The following is a 23,157-nucleotide window of genomic DNA, read 5'->3' on the forward strand; positions in this document are numbered from 1 at the left end:
ACGTCGTCGCCCCGGCACAGCAATATGGACAACACACTCAGTATTTCCATCGGCCAGCACTCTGACCGGGGACACAAGGATATCAACCAGGATTTTCATGGTGCATGTGTACCGCAAGGCCACCAATTGACCACTAAAGGCATTGTGGTTGCGCTGGCTGACGGCATCAGCAGCAGCACTGTCAGCCAAGTAGCCAGCGAATCTGTCATCAGGAACCTGTTGAGTGACTATTACTGCACCTCCGATGCCTGGAGCGTCAAGCACGCCGTACATTGCGTCCTGAATGCGATCAACTCCTGGCTATATGCACAGACCCGGCGTAGCCAGTATCGTTATGACCGGGACAAGGGCTACGTCTGCACCATCAGCGCCCTGGTCATCAAATCCAACCAGGCACATCTTTTTCATGCTGGCGATACCCGCATCTACAGATTGAGCGGCCAATCCCTGGAACAGCTCACCGAGGATCACAGGGTCGTCATCAATGCAGAGCAAAACTATCTCAGTCGCGCACTAGGCACAGGCCCGCAGATCGAGATCGACTACCTATCCATGCCCATCGAGACAGGAGACATCTTCCTGCTGGCTTCAGATGGCGTATATGAATATACAGATGCAACATTGATTGCCACCGCCATCACCGACCACCCGTATGACCTTGATGCCGCTGCACGGCGAATTGTGGAACAAGCCCTGGAGCGTGGCAGCCAGGACAATCTGACAGTGCAAATTGTCAGGATAGATCATCTTGACCAACGCCAGTCCAACCCGCTATTACCCCACTCAAGCCTGCCTGCCCCGCCATTGCTGGAAGCACGGACGGATTTCGACGGCTATCATATCGTCAGGGAGCTGCATCACAGCCATCGTAGCCACCTTTATCTCGCGATTGATCGTGATTCAGGCCGGCAAGTAGCGCTGAAGACGCCATCCACCGACCTAAGTGCAAATCCAGCGCAGCTCAACCGTTTTACTCTCGAAGAATGGGTGGCACGGCGCATCAACAATGCACATGTGCTAAAACCGTGCAAACGCGAACGCAAGCCACATTATCTCTATGTCGCGATGGAGTTCATCGAGGGCATCACTCTGGCGCAGTGGATGCGGGACAATCCCAAACCGGACCTGGAAACGGTACGCGGCATTGTCGAGCAAATTGCCAAGGGCTTGCAGGCCTTTCATCGTGCCGAGATGCTGCACCAAGACTTGCGCCCGGAAAATATCATGATAGACCACCATGGCGTCGTCAAAATCATCGACTTCGGCAGCGTCTGGGTCGCAGGCCTGGAAGAGTGCCATCTCGCGGAAAACTCTCCCATTCCTGGCGCTATTCAATACATGGCACCTGAATATTTCCTCGGCGATGCCGGGTCGCCGTTATCAGACCAATTCTCACTCGGTGTCATCGCCTACCAGATGCTCACGGGCAAGTTACCGTATGGCACCCAGGTCGCCAAACTCAAGTCTCGTGGACAACTGCAAAGACTATCCTACCTATCGGCCATCCATATTCACGACAGCGTACCATCCTGGGTGGATGATGCACTGGCCAAAGCCGTACATCCAGAACCAGAAAAACGCTATCAAGCCTTGTCAGAATTCATCCACGACCTGAGGCACCCCAACCAGGGCTTCCTCCATCGCCACCGGGGCGGATTACTGGAAAAGAATCCTCTCCTGTTCTGGAAAATCACAAGCCTGTTATTATTCATGCTTGTCATCAGCCTGTTGTACATCATCCAACTCTCCTGAGTTACATGCACTAGCACAAAGGCTTCATCAACTACTACTCCGCATTGTCATTGTTCCAAGCGCTTTATCCATTACCCTTGATCAGCCAGATCACAATGACACTGCGCATGATTTTTGCTACTGAATGAATACCATGAGAGACATTTCCCCAGACCAAACTATTATCCTGGCCAAGATGCGGCATATCGATGAGCTTGAGCGGCTCTCGATATGCACCGGCTTTGTCGAAACGATTGGCCTGATCATCCACCAGATTCAGACCGAGCGCGGTGCAAGCTGCCTTTACCTAGCCTCAGCAGGCCAGCGCTTCGGCAAGGAGCGCAGTGAAATCATTGAGCAAAACCAGAGCCTGGAACTGCAATTCCGAGAAGCATTGCAGCGCCACCTGAGCCATAACAACCAGGTTGATGCCAAACAGCTCACCCTGATTTCATGGATATTGCTAGGGTTTGATCAACTGAAATCATTGCGTCACCAGGTGACGTTGCACAAGATTTCATTTCCCGACTGCATACAGTCGTTCAACCGCTTTATCGGTAGCCTGATCTCGCTGATTTTTGACATTACCGACAATGCCGTGAATAGCCAGATTTCCACCTACCTGCTGGCGCTTTACAACCTCGTACAGGGCAAGGAATTTGCCGGGCAAGAACGCGCCGTGGGCTCCTACATGTTTGGCTCTGGCCATATCCAGCAAGAGCACCAGCACAAGCTACTGGAGCTGATCGCCTTGCAGGAAAGGCACTTCGAGCTGTTCAGCCAGTTTGGTGGCAATCCGTTGCAAAAAGCATGGACAGCCTCGAAGGATACCAGCACCCACCACCTACATCAGCAATACCGTGACAAGCTTACCCACGCTAAGGATGGCCAAGCCGTGCAAGCGCATGATGGCGATGCCTGGTTCGAGCTTTGCAGCCAACGTCTCAGCGATATCTGGCATATGCAGTGCCAATTGATCAATGGCATGCATGACATGCTGGAAACCCTGGTCAGCAATGCGAAAAGTGACTTGGCAAAAACGCGTCAATATCTGGAAAAGATGCGCCGCCACCCAGCCACACTGGATAGCGCTTTCTATAACCTCTCCATCCCGGTGGAAAACGCCTACACTTTTCTCGCGCATGACAACCAGCATCCCTACCCCATGGAATCCATCGTCTCCTTACTGCAGCAGCAGTCACAGCAGATTGCCGAAATTGAAAACGAACTGTCTGAAACCAAAAAGGCGCTGGCAGAGAGAAAACAGATTGAACGAGCCAAAGGCGTGCTCATGAGCACGCTAGGCATCAGCGAAGTGGAGGCTTATAAAGTCATGCGCAGTACCGCCATGGAGCAAAACCGCAAGATTATTGATGTAGCAGACAACATCCTAGCCAAGCAAAAAACACCTTGATCAGGGCACTAAAGATGGTGCACCCGCACTTGGGTGGTGCGAAGCATGTTGATGGCCCACTCCTTGAAAGATTCAAATTTACCAATAAAATAATTTAACAATCAACAACTTAAAAACAACCCCATCCCTGGCACGGCATTTGCTAATGCCTAAATGAACAGTGGTGGCCAATGGCGGTTGCCAGCGTTTGATGATGGCAACCTCAAGAGCCACACGGTAATTTGATGGCAAGCCACAAGGCTTGAAAAACCCAGGACAAAGGCGTCCCGATTACAGACAACAGATCGTCTGCAATCGGGACGCCTTTTTTGTTTTTACGCTTTTCATTTTCGATTGATTCAAGGAGCCGCCAGGATGAGCAATTCCAATAAAATGAGTACTGCCAAACCAGATCCATCATTACCTGAATCCACTCCCCATGGCGACGGTATCAACAACAGCAGGCGCCAATTCTTTCACAAGGCGATGGCCAGCACTTTAGGCGCTGCCGCCATGATGAACATGGTGCCCTCTGCTCTTCATAAGCAAGCCTGGGCAGCAGGTTCGGATGCTCCCGAACTCACCGAAGTGAAAATCGGTTTTATACCCTTGACTGACTGTGCCCCGGTGGTTGTGGCTGCGCAAATGGGCTTCGACAAGAAATATGGCATCAAGATCACGCCTTCCAAGGAGGCCTCCTGGGCCGCTATCCGCGACAAGGTAGCCAATGGCGAGCTACATGCCGCGCATATGCTGTATGGCATGGTCTATGGGGTACAGATGGGCATAGGTGGTCAGCAGAAGGATATGTCCGTCCTGATGACACTGAACAACAATGGTCAAGGCATCACGCTGGCCAACCAGCTCAAGGAAAAAGGCGTCACCAGCGGCCAAACGCTCAAGCGCCTGCTCGACAATGAAAACCGCGATTTCACCTTTGCCCAGACTTTCCCTACTGGCACCCATGCCATGTGGCTTTACTACTGGCTGGCCACCTATGGCATCAACCCATTCAAGGATGTAAAAACCATCGTCGTGCCTCCGCCGCAAATGGTGGCGAATATGCGTATCGGCAACATGGATGGCTACTGCGTGGGCGAGCCGTGGAACGCGCGGGCGATTTACGACAAGATCGGCTTTACCGCAGCCACCTCGCAGGATATCTGGGCAGACCACCCGGAAAAGGTGCTGGGCACCACCGCAGACTTTGTCGCCAAGCACCCGAACACTGCGCTGGCGCTGACCAAGGCCATCCTGGAAGCCTGCCGCTATATCGACGCCACCGCCAACCGCCCTGCCGTTGCCAAGCTGATTTCAGGCAAATCCTATGTCAACGCCCCGGAAGAAGTGATCGAAGGCCGCTTCCTTGGGCATTACGACAACGGTATCGGCAAAAAATGGGAAGACCCGAACTACATGAAGTTTTTCAATGACGGTAAGGTGACTTTCCCCTATCTATCCGACGGCATGTGGTTCCTCACGCAGCACAAGCGCTGGGGTCTGCTGAAATCTGATCCTGACTATCTGGCTGTCGCCAAAAAGGTCAACCGTATTGATATCTATACCGAAGCCGCGAAGTCATTAGGCATCACCGTGCCTAGCGACCCAATGCGCAGCAGCAAGCTGATTGATGGCGTAGTTTGGGATGGCAGAGATCCCAAGGCCTATGCCAATAGCTTCAAGATCAAGGCCTGATGATACGTGGCGGTGCAGGCCCCACCGGGCCGGCACCGCACCCCAAGACATGGTGATACGAGGCAAACATTATGAGCGCAGTCAGTATCCGCAAGGAAGATATCAAGACCATCATGAAAAATGATCAAACCATTACAACGCCAAGCAGCCAGCTTCCCCAGGCAAGGCCTGCAGCAGTCGCACGCCCTGGCGTGTTCGCGCAGAAGTCACGCGCGTTTTTCCAGTGGCTATTGCCGCCAATATTTGGCCTTGGGCTGCTGATCGTCGTTTGGGCGCTGATTTCCTATCAATCGCCTAACCTGCCTGGACCAGTATCTACCTGGCACGCCGCCACTGAGCTGTTCAGCGACCCGTTCTATGTCAACGACATCAACGACCAGGGCATAGGCTGGAATATCCTGGCCTCGCTGGAACGCGTGGCCCTGGGCTTTGGCCTGGCAGCACTGATTGGTATACCGCTGGGCTTCATCATCGGGCGCTTCCAGTTCATGTCGCGCATGGCGGCCCCGGTAATCGGCATTTTGCGCCCAGTGTCACCACTGGCCTGGCTGCCGATCGGCCTGCTGGTGTTCAAGGCCGCAAACCCGGCGGCGATATGGGTGATCTTCATCTCCGCCATCTGGCCCATGATCATCAATACCGCGGTCGGCGTCAGCAAGGTGCCGCAGGATTACATGAATGTTGCCAAGGTGCTCAACCTCTCAGAGTGGAAAATCGTCACCAAGATCCTCTTTCCTTTCGTTCTGCCTTACATGATGACAGGCGTGCGCCTGTCCATCGGCGTGGCCTGGCTGGTGATCGTCGCAGCGGAAATGCTCACCGGCGGCGTCGGTATCGGCTTCTGGGTATGGGATGAGTGGAACAACCTCAACGTCGAGCACATCATCATCGCGATTTTCGTGGTGGGCATTGTCGGCCTGCTGCTGGAAGTGGCCCTGACCTCGCTTGCCAAACGCTTCAGCTACGAATAGGAAAGAACCAGACCATGGACAAGATCATTCAGGAAAGATACGTGCAACTCGAAAACGTTGATATGACCTTTCACACAAAGAAGGGGACGTTCGAGGCACTCAAAAATGTCAATTTCAGCATCCGCGAGGGCGAGTTCATCTCTATCATCGGCCACTCCGGCTGCGGTAAGTCTACCGTGCTCAACCTGATTGCAGGGCTGCTACACCCCAGCGCGGGCAATCTGTTCTGTGCCGGGCGTGAAGTCGCCGGCCCAGGCCCTGAGCGCGCCGTGGTGTTCCAAAACCATTCACTGCTGCCTTGGCTCACCTGCTTCGAGAATGTCTACCTGGCAGTAGAACGTGTATTCGGCGCAAAGGAAAGTAAAGACAAGCTACAACAACGCACGCGAGCCGCGATTGAATTGGTCGGACTCGCCCATGCTGCCGAGAAGCGCCCTAATGAAATCTCCGGTGGCATGAAGCAACGCGTCGGTATTGCACGCGCATTGGCAATGGAACCCAAGGTACTGCTGCTGGATGAACCATTTGGTGCGCTGGACGCCTTGACCCGTGCCCACTTGCAGGACGAGCTGATGGCGATCATGGCCAAATCTGGTTGTACTGCTGTCATGGTCACGCACGATGTGGACGAAGCGGTGCTGCTGTCAGACCGTATCGTCATGATGACTAACGGCCCGGCTGCCACCGTGGGCGAGATATTGGCCGTAGATCTGCAACGCCCGCGGAAACGCCTGGAACTGGCGGAAGACAGCCACTACAACCACCTGCGTAGCGAGGTGCTGAAGTTTCTGTATGAGCGCCATGCGAAAAAGGCCGCATAAGCAAACCCTGAGCAAAAAAATGGCCCGTCGGTCAGGACGGGCCGGTAATACCGTCACCCCTCATCTGAAAAAAGGAGCAACACATGCAAAGTAATGCGAGATTCGCCCTGCGTCAAGCCTGCTACGGCAGCCTGCTGGGCTTGGCGATTGCATCCATTCCCACGGTACAGGCGGAAGAAGCCTTGCCGGAATATACTTTCCTGGATGCGATCAAGACTGGCAAAAACCTCACCAGCTTCCGCTTACGTTATGAGAATGTAGAGCAAGACGGTAATGCACCGACTGGCCAACCGCTCAAGGATGCCAACGGCGTCACCCTGCGCAGCCTGATTGGCTGGCAGACCGCGCCGTATCACAACTTTAGCTTTGCCGGGCAGATCATCGATGTCAGCAAGTTCCAGGATGATTTCAACGACAGCACCAATGGCACACGTATCAACAGTGTCTCCAACCAACCCGACAAGCTGGATTACGCCAAGATCGTTGACCCGGACAATACAGATATCAACCAGCTCTATGTTGACTGGACTGGCATCAAGAACAACCGCGTGCGTCTGGGCCGCCAGCAGATCAATCTCGATAACGTACGCTTCATTGGTGATATCGCCTTCCGCCAGGTCATGCAGGTGTTTGATGGTGTCACACTGCTCAACAAGTCATTGCCAGATACGGAAATCTACCTTGGCCACATTGAGCGCGTGAAGCAGATCACCACCAAGGTACGCTCGGATGGTGCACTGGAAATCGCCAACGTCAAATACCGTATTTCACCGACAGAGTCATTGGTTGGCTATGGCTATTTCTCCAGCTTCGACGACCTCGGCTTTGGTCGTGCCTGGTTTGGCAATGCAGCCGGCACTGGCGGGATTGCCGCAGGCAAGAATGGCAACATCAACCAGGAAGCTGACCAAGGTAATAAGGTGTTAGGTGTACGCCTGGATGGTGTGCATGTCTTCACACCAGACTGGAAGGGCCTCTACACAGCCGAATACGCCAAGCAAACCGACTATCGCGGTGGCGATTCGCGCATTGATGCCCACTACTACAAGCTGGGTGGCGGTGCAGCCTATGGCAACTTCAGCCTGCGTGCCGACCAGGAACTGCTCTCCAGCAACAATGGTCGCTATGCCTTCCAGACACCTTTCGGCACCAATCACCTGTTCCAGGGCTGGGTAGACAAGTTCCTCACCACCCCGCTGGAAGGCATCAAGGATACCTTTGTCACTGCCACCTACAAGGTTGGCGATTTCCTGTTTTTTGCCGATTACCACCTGATCAAATCCGATGAGCACTTCAACACTGTCGGCGGTGGCTTTGGCGACAAATACGGGACAGAGTGGAATGCAGCCGTCACCTATAACGTCAATCCGCATGTGATGACCAAGCTGGAGTATGGCAAGTTTTCCGAGAAAGATCAGTACACCGCCTTGCCTGGCAACAATGCGGGCGGCAGGGTGCGAGATACGGAAAAAGTCTGGCTAACCCTGATGTATACCTTCTGATGAGCACAGCAAACTAAAGCAATGCCGGGGCCTCATGCCCCGGCATACATAAAAGAATCGAGATTGATTTCATGCTATCCGCATTACGACAACACCAGCCACCACCTGATGACCTCAAGGCCATCAGCACCGAGACTTTCAGCTCGCTGATCAACCTCGCTGGTAGGCAACGTATGTTGTCGCAACGCATTATTCTCAACACCATGCTTTCCAGCCTGGGGCACGAAGATGCGCTCGACATTGCGCAAGAAGCACTGACCTTGTTCGCCAGCACCCATGCCGATCTAGTCGAAGGCAACAAGCACCTCCCGGGGATTTTTTCTCCTGCACTGGAGCAGGCCTATTTCGGTGAGAACAATGCAGATGCCACCATCAGGCGCTTTATTCAGGATGCCCGTCAGGCGTTGCAAATAACAGATGAAGCACACACCTTGTCCCAAGTGCAGCTAGACCGGCTGGGCAAATACGCCACGCCATTGGTCACCCTGCTCAACCAGATTACCCAGATTTATGAAGCCGAAGCCCGGCAGCATGCAACCCAACACAAGAAACAGCAGCAGGAATTGATGGAAAACATCCAGCAGATCACCAAGCAAGCCAAGATCGTCTCGGTCAATGCCAAGATCATTGCTGCCAGGGCAGGCAATGCAGGGAGAGAATTCTCCGTGGTGGCCGGCGTGCTGGCCAACATCACCAATGAGCTAGATGAGTTGATCTTCAAAGCAGTCAAGAACAGTGGCTACTAAGCCCCAAAGACCACAGCGTAATGCGGTGTTCCTATAGTAGATAACATCAGTGCAGGCAGAGAAAACATGACAGGAAAAGTATATTTGATAGGTGCAGGCCCTGGCGATCCAGACCTCATGACATTAAAAGCCGTCAAGGCATTGCAGGCAGCCGATGTTATCTTGCTGGATGACCTCGTCAACCGCGAGATATTGCAGCATGCACCACAAGCTCGCGTCATTGAAGTCGGCAAGCGTGGTGGCTGCAAATCTACGCCGCAGCACTTCATCAACCGCATGATGGTGGCGCTGGCTGAACAAGGCCAGACAGTCGTCCGTCTCAAAGGCGGAGACCCTTTCCTGTTTGGGCGCGGCGGTGAGGAAATGCTGGAGTTGCGTCATGCAGGCATCCCGGTTGATGTCATTCCCGGCATCACCAGCGGCATTGCGGTTCCCGCCACCATCGGGATCCCCGTCACCCATCGCGCCTATACCCATGGCGTCAGTTTTGTCACCGGGCACTTGCAGGATGGTGAGCACAGCCAAAACTGGAAAGCGCTGGCAGAGAGCGGGACCACGCTGGTGATTTACATGGGCATGAAGCACCTGCACCGTATTGTCAGTGAGTTGCTCTCGGCAGGCATGTCACCAACAACGCCTGTGGCAGCAATCCAGAACGGTTCCCTCCCTGAGCAACAGCATGTCATCAGCGCACTGGAACACCTGCCCATGGCAGTACAACAAGCTGGCCTCGCTAGCCCAGCCATCATTGTCGTGGGGGAGGTCGTGCACCTGGCCCATGGCAAGGAGCTGCTGGATTCCATCTCAATAGCAGCCTAAGCTGGTTTTTTGCATCACAAGTATTGATCTAAAAGGAAATAACATGAAACAAAGCTTCTGGCAGGCGGGCCATAAACCGACTCTCTTTTCTGCCTTTCTTTACTTCGATCTTAGCTTCATGGTCTGGGTGCTGCTTGGCCCCCTGGCGGTACAGATTGCAGGCGACCTGGGCCTCTCCCCTGCGCAAAAAGGCATGATGGTGGCAACACCGGTATTGACTGGTGCGTTGCTGCGCTTGGTTATGGGCATCCTGGTTGACCAGATACAGCCCAAGAAGGCGGGCATGATTGGCCAGGTGATTGTCATTGCCGCCCTGGCATTCGCCTGGCTCAATGGCATCCATAGCTATCAACAGGCATTGATCCTCGGCGTATTCCTCGGCGTAGCGGGTGCCTCTTTTGCCGTGGCGCTGCCATTGGCCTCGCGCTGGTATCCGCCAGAACACCAAGGCACCGCTCTAGGCATCGCCGGTGCCGGCAACTCCGGCACTGCCATGGCTGCCTTGTTTGCCCCAGGCCTGGCATTGGCATTTGGCTGGAGCAATGTGTTCGGCCTCGCCTTGATTCCACTGCTCATCACACTCGTGCTCTACACCATCCTGGCCAAAGATGCGCCCAATCCACCAGCCTCCAAGTCGCTGACCGAATATTTCAAGGTATTGCAGGACAAAGACGCCTGGTGGTTCATGTTCTTCTACAGTGTCACTTTTGGTGGCTTTGTCGGCATGGCATCCTCGCTCACCATCTATTTTAATGACCAATACGGGCTTGACCCGGTTCATGCGGGCTACTTCACAGCAGCCTGCGTGTTTGCGGGTTCACTGGTACGCCCGATTGGCGGCAACCTAGCTGACCGTATCGGCGGCATCCGCACACTCAGCACAATGTATGTCATTGCGGCAGCCTTCCTGCTCATCCTCAGCCTGGGCCTCAAGACCCAATTGACTGGCCTGCTGGTCGTCATCTGCGCCATGATTGCCCTGGGTATGGGGAACGGTGCGGTCTTCCAGCTAGTACCCCAACGCTTCCGCAAGGAAATTGGCGTCATGACCGGCCTTATCGGCATGGCTGGTGGTATTGGTGGCTTCTATCTCGCTTCCAGCCTGGGCTACTCCAAGCAGCTCACAGGCAGTTACCAGGTTGGCCTGAGCATCTTCGCTGGCCTTGCTATCATTGCACTGATCGGCCTCACCTTCGTCAAGCAGCGCTGGCGCACCACCTGGGGCTCAGCTGCAGTCACCAGCGCAAAGATATAAAGGTTTATTTAACACATGGCATTGATGTTCCAGACGGGATCGAGCTCACTGACAGGTCAACGCGAGCGCAATGAAGACTTTGTCAGCATGGTTACGCCCGCTGGCAGCACGCTTAAGCTTAAGGGAGCAATCTTTGCCGTTGCCGATGGCGTAAGTGGTAACGCAGGCGGACGCGAAGCGGCAGAAATGACGGTACGCAGCCTGTTGACCGACTTTTATGCTACCCCGGATACTTGGGAAATCCCAGCAGCCCTGGATAAGGTCATCAGTGCCGCCAATCGCTGGGTGCTTGCGCAAGCCATGCAGCATCGCGAGATGGCAGGTATGGCCACCACCCTCACCGTACTCGTGCTGCGCGGGCAGCGCTACTATGCCGCCCATGTCGGCGATAGTCGCTTGTATCGCCTGCGTGATGGCAAGCTGGAATGCCTGACCACGGATCATGTATGGGACAGGCCCGATATGCGCCATGTACTCAAGCGCGCGGTCGGGCTAGACCAGCAGCTCAGTGTGGACTATGCCGAGGGGGCGTTACAGGCTGGGGATCGCTTTGCATTAATGAGCGATGGTGTCTGGTCGGCATTGCCAGAACACCGCCTGCAACAATTGATGCAGCCCTACGCCCCACCACAGGCCATGGCCGATGCAATGACGCGAGAAGCCCTGCAAGCAGGCGGCAGTGACAATGCCAGTGTCGTCATTGTGCAGGTCGAAGCCATTGGCGAAGACACACTGACTGACTTCCTTGCCGAGAGCCGCGCACTCAAGCCACCAGCCAAATTGAAAGTAGGCGATACCATTGATCAATTCGAGATCATGGAACCCTTGCATCAATCCCGGGCGACCTTGGTCTACAAGGTCCGCCATCGCGACAGCGGGCAGTTATGGGTGCTGAAAACCCTACAACCCGTATTGGCAGATGACCTGCAAAGCTGCTCGGCACTACTCAATGAAGAATGGCTGGCCAAGCGCATGAGCTCCCAATACCTGCCACAAGTACTACCACTGGAAGCCGACCAGCGCAGCCACTTGTACTACATCATGAGTTGGCATGAAGGTGCCACGCTACAGCAGCGCCTGCAACACGGGCACCATTTCACCACGGCAGGCATTACCCGCATCGGGCAGGAAATGCTGCGCGGGCTGGGTGCATTGCACCGCATGCATGTGCTGCACCGCGATATCAAGCCTGCCAACCTGCACATGGGCAAGGATGGCCGCTTGCGCCTGCTTGATCTCGGCGTTGCCTCCAGCGGTCATATCTCGATGCAGGACACCATGCCCAATCCCGGTACACCTAGCTATATGGCACCAGAGTTGTTTGAGCATGCAGAGGCCAGCGTGGCGAGCGATCTCTATGCCGCAGGTGTCACGCTGTATCACCTGCTGACACGCAAATATCCCTACGGCGAGATTGAGCCTTTTCAACATCCGCGTTTTGGCGAACCAGTGCCGCCTACGCGCTATCGCCCGGATATTCCCGGTTGGCTGGAAAACATCATCCTCAAGGCCGTGGCGCGTAACCCGGCAGCACGCTTCGAAACCGCAGAAGAAATGCTGCTAGCCCTGGAACTCGGTGAAAGCCGCCCCATTGTGCCCGTGCAACGAACCCCATTGGTATCACGCGCAGGCTTGCAGCAATGGCAATGGCTTGCTGTGTGCTCATTGCTGATAAATGCCGTGTTGATCTACCTGCTGATCATCTCCTGAAACCAGTCAGACTAAGAGAACCCATCTATTTCGCACCAACATGGAGCAATAATTCCATATTGGTGCGCAACCAGCCTGCTATCACGCCACCCCATAACCCCAGTTAATACAATGGATTAAACCCATACCAACCACATTAAGAAAGTTGGTATGGGTTTTGCATAGCTTAAAGCAAAACCCTGTTCAGGTAGGACAGGTACTTGATGAACATACTGGGTTTTCCTTGCGAAAACTCACTCTAACGGACAACGGCGTCCATTACTTGCAGCAAACTGCCCAGGCAGTTGCTATGCAAGTAATGGACGCCGTTTTTGTTTTTTGGCTTTGCAAACAGGAAAGCATGGCGGCTTCAGGCAGTTTCCCTGCGCCAGGACAGCTTTCCAATTTGATGGGAAAACATGAACATGACTGCACTCACTCGCATCCTTGTCGTTGGCAATGGCATGGTTGGCCACTATTTCATGCAGGAGCTGGTCAAACGGCATCCCGATCTGGAGGCCGCAGGGCTACAGGTCACCGTGCTGGGCGAAGAACCGCGCCCTGCCTATGATCGCGTGCACCTCTCCAGCTTTTTCTCCGGCAGCACTGCCGAAGATCTCTCGCTGGTAGAGCCCGGCTTCTATGACAGGCCGGGGCTGGAGCTGCGCCTCAATGCCCGCGCCAGCCATATCGACCGCCACCAGCGCAGCGTCACCCTGACCGATGGCACGGTACTGTCTTACGACAAGCTGGTGCTGGCCACCGGCTCCGTGCCTTTCGTGCCGCCAGTGCCGGGACGCGACCGCGACAATTGCTTCGTCTACCGCACCATTGAAGACCTGGAAGCCATGACCGCCGCTGGCGCTACCTCTAAGAGCGGCGTGGTGGTTGGCGGCGGCCTGCTGGGCCTGGAATGCGCCAAGGCATTGCGCGACATGGGGCTGGACACCCATGTCGTCGAGTTCGCCCCGCGCCTGATGGCGGTGCAAGTGGACGAAGCCGGTGGCCGCGTGTTGCGTACCAAGATCGAGGAGCTGGGCGTGCATGTGCACACCAGCCGCAACACGGTGAACATCACTGACGGTGCGACTGCACGTCACCGCATGGTGTTCTTCGACGAGACCTGGCTGGAAACCGACATGATCGTCTTCTCCGCCGGCATACGCCCCCGCGACGAACTGGCGCGTGAATCCGGCCTGGCACTAGGCGCCCGCGGCGGCATCGCCATCGACGATTTCTGCCGCACCAGCGATCACGATATTTACGCCATCGGCGAATGTGCCAACTGGAGTGGGCAGATGTACGGCCTGGTCGCCCCCGGTTACGACATGGCGCGCATTGCCTGCGCCCATTTATCCGGCGATAGCGCCACCAGCTTCCAGGGTGCCGACATGAGCACCAAGCTCAAGCTCATGGGTGTGGATGTGGCCAGTGTTGGCGATGCGCATGGCGAAACCCACGGCGCGCGCAGCTATCAATACCTGGACGAAGTGCGCAAGATATACAAGAAAATCGTCGTCAGCGAAGACGGCAAGAAGCTGCTGGGCGCAGTGCTGATCGGCAATGCCGACGAATACAGCACCTTGCAGCAGATGACGGTCAATGAGATGCCATTGCCGGAAAACCCCGAGTTCCTCATCCTGCCCGCCAGCGATGGCAAGGAAAAACCCGGCCTGGGCGTCGATGCCCTGCCCGACAGCGCCGTCATGTGTTCTTGCAACAATGTCACCAAGGGCGCAATCGGCGAAGCCGTGGCCAATGGTGCCTGCTCCATCGGCGAGATCAAGGCCTGCACCAAGGCCGGTACGGCTTGCGGCGGCTGCGTACCCTTAGTCACCCAGGTGATGAAGGCGCAGATGGTCAAGCTGGGCATGACAGTGAACAACCACTTGTGCGAACACTTTCCCTACTCGCGCCAAGAGCTTTACCACCTGGTGCGCGTCGGCCAAATCAAGACCTTCGACGAGCTGCTGGAAAAGCACGGCAAGGGTCTGGGCTGCGACATCTGCAAACCTACAGCCGCCAGCATCCTCGCTTCCTGCTGGAATGATTTCGTCCTCAAGAAAGACCTGGCATCGCTGCAGGATTCCAATGATTACTTCCTCGGCAACATCCAGAAGGACGGCAGCTATTCCGTGGTGCCACGCATGCCGGGCGGCGAAGTCACGCCCGACGGCCTCATCGCCATCGGCCAGATCGCCAAGAAATACGGCCTGTATACCAAGGTCACCGGTGGTGCGCGCGTGGACATGTTCGGTGCCCGCGTCGAACAGTTGCCCAATATCTGGGAAGAGCTCATCGCTGCCGGATTTGAATCCGGCCATGCCTATGGCAAATCGCTGCGCACGGTGAAAAGCTGCGTCGGCTCCACCTGGTGCCGTTATGGCGTGGACGACAGCGTCGGCCTCGCCGTGCAGCTGGAAAACCGCTACAAGGGCCTGCGCGCGCCGCACAAGATCAAGTTCGGCGTCTCGGGCTGCACGCGCGAATGTGCCGAGGCACAAGGCAAGGACGTAGGCGTAATCGCCACCGAAAACGGCTGGAACCTCTACGTCTGCGGCAACGGCGGCATGAAGCCGCGGCATGCCGAACTGCTGGCCAGCGACCTCAGCAAGGAAGACTTGATCCGCATGATAGACCGCTTCCTGATGTTCTATATCCGCACGGCAGACCGTCTGCAACGCACCAGCACCTGGCGCGACAACCTGGAAGGCGGGCTGGACTACCTCAAGAACGTCGTCATCAACGACTCGCTGGGCCTGGGTGAAGAACTGGAAGCGCAGATGCAGCATGTCGTCGACCACTACCAGGATGAGTGGAAGACCGCCGTCACCGACCCCGAAGTCCGCAAGCGCTTCCGCAGCTTCGTCAACAGCACCACTGGCGACAGCAATATCGTCTTCGTGCCGGAGCGCGAACAAATACGCCCCGCCACCGTGGAAGAAAAGCGCCAGGCCAAGATCATCCCAGTGCTGGCACTGGCTGAGTAATCAATGGAGTACAAGGTATGAGTCAATTACAACAATCCGCTTTTTCACCAGCAACAAGCAAACAGCAAATGTCCATGTCTACAGCACAAACCGGCACTTGGCACATGGTGTGTGCACTGGAGGACATCTGGCCCAACACTGGCGTGTGTGCCCTGTTGGCGGGCAGGCAGATCGCGATTTTCCGCATGAAGGGCGATGCATTATATGCACTGGACAACCACGACCCGCACAGCGACGCCAACGTAATTTCACGCGGCTTGGTGGGCGACTTGGGCGGTGAGCCCGTAGTGGCTTCGCCTATCTACAAGCACCATTACCAATTGCGTAGCGGTGTGTGTGTGGAAGATGCCAATACACAGCTAAACACCTATGCCGTCGAAGTGCGCGCAGGCATGGTCTGGGTGCAAGTCCCCGCCTAAGCAGAGCAAACGATGGCGACGACTAAAGTCAAATCGGTCTGTCCTTACTGCGGTGTTGGCTGCGGTATTGTCATGGAAGTGCAGGACCAGCGCATTATCAAGGTGGTGGGCGACAAGGAACACCCCACCAACTTTGGCCGCCTGTGCACCAAAGGCAATACCTGCGCCCAGGCGATCACCGAATCAGGGCGGCTGGAGCAGGCGTTCATGCGACAAGATCGTCAGCAGGAACCTGCCCGCACCGATATGCAAGTCGCCATCAAGGAAACCGCTCGCCGCCTGCGCGACATCCTCGACACTCACGGCCCGGATTCGATTGCTTTGTATGTGTCAGGGCAAATGTCGATCGAGTCGCAATACCTGGCCAACAAACTGATCAAAGGCTATATCGGCAGTAATAATATTGAGTCTAACTCCAGGCTTTGCATGGCAAGTGCCGGGAGTGGGTACAAACTTTCACTAGGCTCCGATGGCCCGCCAGGCTCTTATCAGGACTTTGACCAGGCAGATGTATTTTTCGTCATCGGTGCCAACATGGCCGACTGCCACCCCATCTTGTTCCTGCGCATGATGGATAGAGTCAAGGCAGGCGCCAAGTTGATCGTGGTTGATCCGCGTCGCAATGCCACAGCAGACAAGGCCGACCTGTTTATGCAGATCAGGCCAGGTACCGATCTCGCCCTGCTCAACGGCTTGTTGTACCTATTGCAGAAAAACGGCCATACCGACCCCGACTTCATGGCTGAATTTACTGAAGGCTGGGAAGCCATGCCTACATTCCTGGAAGATTACACACCAGAAAAAGTGGCTGAAATCACTGGGCTAACAACATCTGATATTCGCCAGGCAGCCGATTGGATAGGCCAGGCCAAAAACTGGATGAGCTGCTGGACCATGGGGCTCAATCAAAGCACTCACGGTACTTGGCACACGAATGCGATCTGCAATCTACACCTCGCCACCGGCGCTATCTGCCGACCAGGTAGCGGCCCCTTTTCACTCACCGGTCAACCCAATGCGATGGGCGGCCGCGAAATGGGCTATATGGGGCCAGGCCTGCCCGGACAACGCTCAGTCCTGGTCGAACAAGACCGTGCTTTCATCGAGCAACTGTGGGGCATTCCGGCAGGCACCCTGCATACTCGCTCTGCGGGCGGCACAATCGCTATGTTCGAGCAGATGAAAGAGGGGAAGATCAAAGCCTGCTGGATTATCTGCACCAACCCGGTTGCCAGTGTCGCCAACCGCCAGAACGTCATCGACGCACTGAAAAAAGCAGAACTGGTAATCACCCAGGATGCCTACCTCGACACCGAGACCAATCGCTATGCCGACATCCTGCTCCCTGGCGCGCTCTGGGCCGAGGCAGAAGGCGTCATGATCAACTCCGAGCGCAACATGACCCTGATGCAGCAAGCCGTACCCCCACCTGGCAATGCCATGCCCGATTGGGAGATCATCGCGCGCATTGCCTGCGAAATGGGCTATAGCGATGGCTTTAGCTATACATCGGCTGCCGAGGTATTTGATGAAATCCGCCAAGTATCCAACAGCAAGACCGGTTACGACATTCGTGGCGTGAGCCACCAGCGCCTGCGCGACACTTCGCTGCAATGGCCCTGCCCGCATGACAGTGACACGGATCGCCACCCGATGCGCTACATCAATGATGGCGTCAGCCAATCACTCAAGCAACAGGCGGATGGCAGTACGCCACGTATCGCTTTTGCCACGGAAAGCGGCAAAGCCATGTTTTTTGCCAGGCCCTACCTACCCCCAGCAGACATGCCAAACGAGGCTTTCCCCTTGGTGCTCAATACAGGTCGCCTGCAACATCAATGGCACACCATGACCAAGACCGGCAAAATCCCGACCTTGAACAAGCTGAACCCCAGCCCCTTTGTGGAAATCCACCCTGAAGATGCCATCGCACTTGGCATACAAGACAAGGATCATGTGGAAATCCGCTCGCAACGTGGCCGGGCCGTGCTGCCAGCCATCGTTACCCCGCGGGTGCTACATGGCAATTGCTTTGCCCCATTCCACTGGAATGATGTGTTTGGCGATGACCTCGCCATCAATGCCGTCACCAGTGATGCCATCGACCCACTGTCACAACAGCCAGAATTCAAATTCAGTGCCGTGGCACTGGCAAAGGTCGCCAAGGCTGTCTTCCCGGCATCTAGTGACAACACAACTAGTGATACATCTGCCGACATCCCCCCAGGCACAAGCAACAAGAAGGAAATCGTCATGAAAGATATTGATGCCCTGGCTGCGTTACTCGGCCTCGACCAGACACCTGCCCTGACCCTCACAGCAGAAGAGCAACGCTATATGCAAGGCTATATTACCGGCCTGCGCAGCGAGCCTTCCCGTCAGGCTGGCGGTGTACCCACCATTCCTGCCACCGCACCATTACAGGCAGAAAAACGTACACTGATTGATGGCATACTGGCCGGTATGTTCGCCAGGACATGGATTAACACTGATAAGGCTACAACCGATATACCAGCTATAGCCCAGCCCAAGCTCAGCATTTTGTGGGCATCACAAACCGGCAATGCAGAGTCCTTTGCCGGGAAATGTGCCGAGCAACTGCGCGCGACAGGCTGGGATGTCAGCCTGCACAGCATGGATGAGAGCAAGCCTGCTCTTCTGGTGCAAACCACGCATGTACTATTGCTCGCCAGTACATTCGGCGATGGCGATCCGCCAGATAACGCTGCCCAGTTCTGGTCTGCATTACAGGCAGAACAAATCGACCTTTCTACGCTGCACTATGCTGTCTTGGCATTTGGTGATTCCAACTACGATCAATTCTGCGGTTTTGGTCGCAAGCTGGATGAGCGCCTAGTTGCCTTGGGGGCAAAGCCGCTGACAGCACGTGTGGATTGCGAACCGGAATACAAGGAGCCAGCACAAGCTTGGCTCAACCATGTCCTCAATGCCCTGACACCCCAGCAAGCCAATCAGCAGGTCGCCAGCAAACAGGCCGCAGTGGCAACAACTGCAGACGATACCCTGCCTGAAGATGCTGCGCCTGCAACAGCCTCCAGCTATTCGCGCCAACATCCCTTCCATTCAAAACTAGTGATGAATAATTGCCTGAATGCCGAAGGTTCAGAAAAGGAAGTCCGGCAATTTGGCTTTGACCTGAGCAACAGCGATTTCACCTACGAGGCAGGTGATGCACTGGGCGTCTGGCCGACCAATGCCCCACAGCTGGTAGGCGATATATTGGCCGCATTGCAACTGAATCCCGCGACCAAGGTAGAGGTCAAGGATCACGGCAGCATGCCCCTGGTGGAAGCCCTATCCCACCATGTCGACATTACCCGCATTACTCCGGAACTACTGCAGTTTATCAGCGCCCGCTCAAAAAGCGCGGCACTGGGCAGCTTGCTTGACGATGCCCACAAAGCAGAACTCAAGCAATGGCTGTGGGGTAAACAGTTTCTCGATCTGGTGGAAGCTTACCCAGTCAAGGCAGAGGCCAACGAATGGCTGGCCATATTGAAGCGCTTGCAACCACGGCTCTACTCCATCTCATCCAGCCCCAAGCATACGCCTAACCAAGTGCAGCTCACCGTATCCGTGGTGCGATATGGCAGCCAGCAGGCACCCCGTGGTGGTGTTTGCTCGACCTTCCTCGCAGACCGTGCTGCCAATGGCTCCGTACCCATTTTCCTGCAAAAATCCGCCCATTTCCGCCCACCAAAAAATCCTGATACACCTCTGATCATGGTTGGCCCGGGTACTGGCATTGCGCCATTTCGTGCCTTCCTGCAAGAACGTCAAACGATAGGTGCCACCGGCAAAAACTGGCTCTTCTTCGGCGAGCAACATGCAGCTACCGACTTCTATTACCAAGACGAATTGCATCACATGCAGCAATCCGGCTTCTTGCGACTAGACACCGCCTTCTCTCGCGATCAGGCTGAGAAAATCTACGTACAACATCGCATGCTGGAGCATGGTGCAGAGTTATGGCAATGGCTGGAGCAAGGCGCACATTTCTGCGTTTGCGGCGATGCCAGCCGCATGGCGAAGGATGTCGATGCCGCCCTTAAGCACATCGTGCAGACCCATGGCAACATGAGCGCAGAAGCCGCAGCGCAATATGTCAGCCAAATGGCGCAGGACAAGCGCTATGTACGGGATGTGTATTAACAGCCAGTACTGATGTTGGAAAATGTCGTGACCAGCTACTGGCTGCGCTAGTCACGACATCCTCGCCCCACTATCAAGACGCTTGCCTCCCGGCAAATACTGCGATTACCCCACTCACACCCTTCACTTAGAGGAACCATCCACCCTGCGTGCATGTCACTCCTGACAATGGCACAATGGCGCCTAACAAAAAATGACAATCAAGGAGATCGTGACATGAAACAGGTACTGCTATTGATTGGCCTGGCCAGCATGCTGAGCCTGCCGGCACAGGCCGAGGACCAAAATGATCCTCAACAAGCCACCACTTCCAGCGGTGAGCGCATCATCCTGAATGATGATGGTAGTTGGCGCTATGCCGATCAGGATGCTCCCCAACCCAGTGGATCAGCCAAGGATTGTCCACCAGGCTCACAGGGTGGGTGGTTTGGCACCCGTTGCATCCGCCCTGGCGACAAGGATTTCAACCGTGGTTCACTGAGTGGCAAGGGTCGTTAAGCCAAGCGTATTCTGACCACTATAACAACCCACGTTCGGCAAATGACAACACCAGGTTTCCCGCTACGATAAAGTGGTCAAGCACACGAATATCCACCAGGTTAAGTGCGGCTTTCAACGCCTCGGTCAATGCTTCATCTGCCTGGCTGGGTTCGGGCACACCCGAGGGGTGATTGTGGGCAAAAATGACTGCCGCAGCATTGTGGTGCAAGCTGCGCTTGACTATTTCACGTGGGTAAACCGAGGTCTGCGTCAATGTGCCACTGAACAACTCCTCCACAGCCAGAACCCGGTGCTGCGCATCCAGGAAAATCACCATAAATACCTCGCGAGGCAAGGCGCCGATCTTCAAGCTGAGGTATTGGCGCACAGCTTGCGGCGAAGTGAGGATATCGCGCTGCTGCATCTGCTCCAGTAAGGCCCGCCGGCTCATCTCGAAAATGGCCTGCAACTGCACGAACTTGCTCTCTCCCATGCCATGCACTTGGCAAATCTCTTCAATACTTGCGGCGAAAATGCCATTAAGGCTGGAGAACCGTGTCAACAAATCACGCGCCAGGTCTACCGCGCTCTTCCCAGTCACGCCAGTACGCAAGAAAATGGCCAGCAATTCGGCATCTGAAAGTGCCATAGCACCTCCCGCCAGTAGCTTCTCACGAGGCCGCTCGCCCTCGGGCCAATCAGTAATCGCCACGGTTCAGCCTTTCATATAAAATCAAGCAACTCCATACGCGGTATGCGCGCGCCTGCCACTTACTACTGATGAGCCATTATTCCATAAAAAAACTCTTGCTCGGCATCACTGGTGGCATTGCCGCCTACAAATCCGCAGAGCTGGTCAGGTTACTGGTCAAGCAAGACATCGAAGTGCAGGTCGCCATGACCCACGCCGCCACGCAATTTGTCACCCCCATGACTTTTCAGGCACTCTCCGGCAAGCCTGTCTATACTGATTTATGGCAGCCGGATGCTGGCAATGGCATGGCCCACATTGATCTATCGCGCCAGGTGGATGCCATTCTTGTCGCCCCCGCCAGTGCTGACTTCTTGGCCAAACTGGTACACGGCGCTGCCGATGATCTGCTCTCCACGCTATGCCTCGCACGCAACTGCAAGCTGCTCGTTGCACCGGCCATGAACCAACAAATGTGGCACCACCCAGCGACACAGCGCAATATCCGGCAGTTGCAGCATGATGGCGTCAGCCTGTTGGGCCCAGCCAGCGGATCACAAGCCTGTGGTGAAACCGGCCCAGGCCGTATGCTTGAACCAGAGGAATTGGTTGAACGACTATTGGCAAGCACTCAGCCCAAGCTGTTCGCTGGCAAGCGCATGCTCATCACGGCTGGCCCCACCCATGAAGCCATCGACCCGGTGCGCAGCATTACCAACCACAGTTCAGGCAAGATGGGCTACAGCATCGCGCAAGCCGCTATCGCCATGGGAGCCGATGTTACGCTGGTCAGCGGCCCGGTCTCGCTAGCCCCCCCTACAGGCGCTCGCACTATTCAGGTCACGAGCGCTCAGGAAATGCTCGCTGTGGTTGAGAGTAACCTCAGCGGTCAGGATATCTTTATCTCAGTCGCAGCCGTCGCAGATTATCGACCAGCCCAGGCCAGCCAGCACAAGATCAAGAAAAGCACAGCACCACTGACTATCACACTGGAAGCCAACCCAGATATTCTCGCCACTGTTGCTGCACAACCCGATGCGCCCTTCTGTGTAGGGTTTGCGGCAGAGAGCGAGAATCTGCTGCAATATGCTGAGGAAAAGCGCCGCAGAAAAAATCTGCCGCTGATCGCCGCCAATATTGCCAGCGAAGCTTTAGGGCAAGATCACAGCAGCCTGGTATTGCTTGATGACGCAGGCACACACACCCTGCCACAAGCCCCCAAACTCACTTTGGCACGTGGCCTGCTGCACCATATTGCTGCGATGCTGGATCAACAGCAGGTTGCATAAACCACGCCCAGAACAACCCAACCAAGAAAGTACACTCATGAGCCTCAAGATAGACGTCAAAATACTGGATAGCCGCTTGCAACATATGTTACCCAGCTATGCGACGCCAGGCTCCGCAGGCCTGGACCTGCGTGCCTGCATAGAACACACGCAAACCCTGGCACCAGGCGAGACGATCATGATCCCTACCGGCATGGCCATTCACCTTGCCGACCCAGACTATGCTGCCTTAATATTGCCCCGCTCTGGCTTGGGCCACAAACACGGTATCGTCCTGGGCAATCTGGTCGGCTTGATCGACTCCGATTATCAAGGTCAGCTCCTGGTCTCATGCTGGAACCGTGGTAAAGAAAGCTTCCTGCTCAACCCGATGGAACGTATCGCTCAACTGGTCATTGTCCCCGTCATACAGGCAAGCTTCAATATCGTCGAGGATTTTGCCGCCAGTGAGCGCGGCACAGGTGGATTCGGCAGTACCGGCACTCAGTAAGTT

At 55.4% G+C, this 23,157-nt stretch carries 17 protein-coding genes; 16 read left to right on the forward strand and 1 reads right to left on the reverse strand.

The features are described 5' to 3' along the window. Positions 1-24: 24 nt before the first annotated feature. From LG202_RS00985 to LG202_RS01050, 14 genes are all read left to right on the forward strand, one after another. Entirely contained in the window at positions 25-1,752 is a 1,728-nt protein-coding gene (locus LG202_RS00985) for a protein kinase domain-containing protein (RefSeq protein ID WP_230346570.1), read from the forward strand. 133 nt (positions 1,753-1,885) lie between these two features. Continuing rightward, positions 1,886-3,145, forward strand: a complete 1,260-nt coding sequence (locus LG202_RS00990; protein ID WP_230346571.1) for a nitrate regulatory protein — start codon at positions 1,886-1,888, stop codon at positions 3,143-3,145. 465 nt (positions 3,146-3,610) lie between these two features. Beyond that, positions 3,611-4,819 carry a CmpA/NrtA family ABC transporter substrate-binding protein gene (locus LG202_RS00995; RefSeq protein ID WP_459724189.1) on the forward strand — a complete coding sequence of 403 codons (1,209 nt, stop codon included), beginning with the start codon at positions 3,611-3,613 and terminating at the stop codon, positions 4,817-4,819. Between the two features lie 71 nt (positions 4,820-4,890). Continuing rightward, positions 4,891-5,790: a nitrate ABC transporter permease gene (ntrB, locus tag LG202_RS01000; RefSeq protein ID WP_230346572.1), complete on the forward strand. Its 900-nt coding sequence runs from the start codon at positions 4,891-4,893 to the stop codon at positions 5,788-5,790. 14 nt (positions 5,791-5,804) lie between these two features. Next, positions 5,805-6,611, forward strand: a complete 807-nt coding sequence (locus tag LG202_RS01005) for an ABC transporter ATP-binding protein (RefSeq protein WP_230346573.1) — start codon at positions 5,805-5,807, stop codon at positions 6,609-6,611. 83 nt (positions 6,612-6,694) lie between these two features. Beyond that, positions 6,695-8,113 (forward strand): alginate export family protein, encoded by a 1,419-nt coding sequence (locus LG202_RS01010; protein ID WP_230346574.1) that lies wholly within the window; start codon positions 6,695-6,697, stop codon positions 8,111-8,113. A 71-nt stretch (positions 8,114-8,184) separates the two neighbouring features. After that, a complete protein-coding gene (locus tag LG202_RS01015; protein WP_230346575.1) occupies positions 8,185-8,859 on the forward strand; it encodes a type IV pili methyl-accepting chemotaxis transducer N-terminal domain-containing protein in 675 nt (224 codons plus the stop codon). Positions 8,860-8,925: 66 nt separating this feature from the next. After that, on the forward strand, positions 8,926-9,678 hold the full coding sequence (gene cobA / locus LG202_RS01020) for a uroporphyrinogen-III C-methyltransferase (protein ID WP_230346576.1): 753 nt from the start codon (positions 8,926-8,928) through the stop codon (positions 9,676-9,678). Positions 9,679-9,721: 43 nt separating this feature from the next. After that, the gene (locus LG202_RS01025) at positions 9,722-10,933 is read left to right on the forward strand and encodes a nitrate/nitrite transporter (protein ID WP_230346577.1); all 1,212 of its coding nucleotides are present in this window, start codon (positions 9,722-9,724) and stop codon (positions 10,931-10,933) included. 15 nt (positions 10,934-10,948) lie between these two features. Continuing rightward, entirely contained in the window at positions 10,949-12,643 is a 1,695-nt protein-coding gene (locus tag LG202_RS01030; protein WP_230346578.1) for a protein kinase domain-containing protein, read from the forward strand. Between the two features lie 404 nt (positions 12,644-13,047). Next, positions 13,048-15,612, forward strand: coding sequence for a nitrite reductase large subunit NirB (gene nirB, locus LG202_RS01035; protein ID WP_230346579.1), 2,565 nt, complete (start codon positions 13,048-13,050; stop codon positions 15,610-15,612). A gap of 17 nt (positions 15,613-15,629) precedes the next feature. Beyond that, complete coding sequence (nirD, locus tag LG202_RS01040; protein WP_230346580.1) at positions 15,630-16,031, forward strand: nitrite reductase small subunit NirD; 402 nt, start codon at positions 15,630-15,632, stop codon at positions 16,029-16,031. Positions 16,032-16,043: 12 nt separating this feature from the next. Next, entirely contained in the window at positions 16,044-20,204 is a 4,161-nt protein-coding gene (locus LG202_RS01045; RefSeq protein ID WP_230346581.1) for a sulfite reductase subunit alpha, read from the forward strand. Between the two features lie 216 nt (positions 20,205-20,420). After that, positions 20,421-20,702, forward strand: a complete 282-nt coding sequence (locus tag LG202_RS01050) for a hypothetical protein (protein ID WP_230346582.1) — start codon at positions 20,421-20,423, stop codon at positions 20,700-20,702. A 19-nt stretch (positions 20,703-20,721) separates the two neighbouring features. On the opposite strand, the gene radC is transcribed toward LG202_RS01050, so the two are convergent. Then, positions 20,722-21,396, reverse strand: coding sequence for a RadC family protein (gene radC, locus LG202_RS01055; protein ID WP_230346583.1), 675 nt, complete (start codon positions 21,394-21,396; stop codon positions 20,722-20,724). A gap of 68 nt (positions 21,397-21,464) precedes the next feature. Here radC and coaBC point away from each other — a divergent pair, with 68 nt between their 5' ends. Both coaBC and dut read left to right on the forward strand, forming a co-directional pair. Next, the gene (gene coaBC, locus LG202_RS01060) at positions 21,465-22,664 is read left to right on the forward strand and encodes a bifunctional phosphopantothenoylcysteine decarboxylase/phosphopantothenate--cysteine ligase CoaBC (RefSeq protein ID WP_230346584.1); all 1,200 of its coding nucleotides are present in this window, start codon (positions 21,465-21,467) and stop codon (positions 22,662-22,664) included. A 37-nt stretch (positions 22,665-22,701) separates the two neighbouring features. Continuing rightward, complete coding sequence (dut, locus tag LG202_RS01065) at positions 22,702-23,154, forward strand: dUTP diphosphatase (protein WP_230346585.1); 453 nt, start codon at positions 22,702-22,704, stop codon at positions 23,152-23,154. Positions 23,155-23,157: the final 3 nt, after the last annotated feature.

This window comes from Methylobacillus methanolivorans (genome assembly GCF_054588515.1).

Bases quoted from the DNA above. Each gene is read 5' to 3' on its own strand.
- LG202_RS01045 (WP_230346581.1), top strand. From the start codon at position 16,044: ATGGCGACGACTAAAGTCAAATCGGTCTGTCCTTACTGCGGTGTTGGC.
- dut (WP_230346585.1), top strand. From the start codon at position 22,702: ATGAGCCTCAAGATAGACGTCAAAATACTGGATAGCCGCTTGCAACAT.
- nirB (WP_230346579.1), top strand. From the start codon at position 13,048: ATGACTGCACTCACTCGCATCCTTGTCGTTGGCAATGGCATGGTTGGC.
- cobA (WP_230346576.1), top strand. From the start codon at position 8,926: ATGACAGGAAAAGTATATTTGATAGGTGCAGGCCCTGGCGATCCAGAC.
- coaBC (WP_230346584.1), top strand. From the start codon at position 21,465: ATGAGCCATTATTCCATAAAAAAACTCTTGCTCGGCATCACTGGTGGC.
- LG202_RS00990 (WP_230346571.1), top strand. From the start codon at position 1,886: ATGAGAGACATTTCCCCAGACCAAACTATTATCCTGGCCAAGATGCGG.
- LG202_RS00995 (WP_459724189.1), top strand. From the start codon at position 3,611: ATGGCCAGCACTTTAGGCGCTGCCGCCATGATGAACATGGTGCCCTCT.
- LG202_RS01025 (WP_230346577.1), top strand. From the start codon at position 9,722: ATGAAACAAAGCTTCTGGCAGGCGGGCCATAAACCGACTCTCTTTTCT.
- ntrB (WP_230346572.1), top strand. From the start codon at position 4,891: ATGAGCGCAGTCAGTATCCGCAAGGAAGATATCAAGACCATCATGAAA.
- LG202_RS01030 (WP_230346578.1), top strand. From the start codon at position 10,949: ATGGCATTGATGTTCCAGACGGGATCGAGCTCACTGACAGGTCAACGC.
- LG202_RS01010 (WP_230346574.1), top strand. From the start codon at position 6,695: ATGCAAAGTAATGCGAGATTCGCCCTGCGTCAAGCCTGCTACGGCAGC.
- LG202_RS01050 (WP_230346582.1), top strand. From the start codon at position 20,421: ATGAAACAGGTACTGCTATTGATTGGCCTGGCCAGCATGCTGAGCCTG.
- nirD (WP_230346580.1), top strand. From the start codon at position 15,630: ATGAGTCAATTACAACAATCCGCTTTTTCACCAGCAACAAGCAAACAG.
- LG202_RS01015 (WP_230346575.1), top strand. From the start codon at position 8,185: ATGCTATCCGCATTACGACAACACCAGCCACCACCTGATGACCTCAAG.
- LG202_RS00985 (WP_230346570.1), top strand. From the start codon at position 25: ATGGACAACACACTCAGTATTTCCATCGGCCAGCACTCTGACCGGGGA.
- LG202_RS01005 (WP_230346573.1), top strand. From the start codon at position 5,805: ATGGACAAGATCATTCAGGAAAGATACGTGCAACTCGAAAACGTTGAT.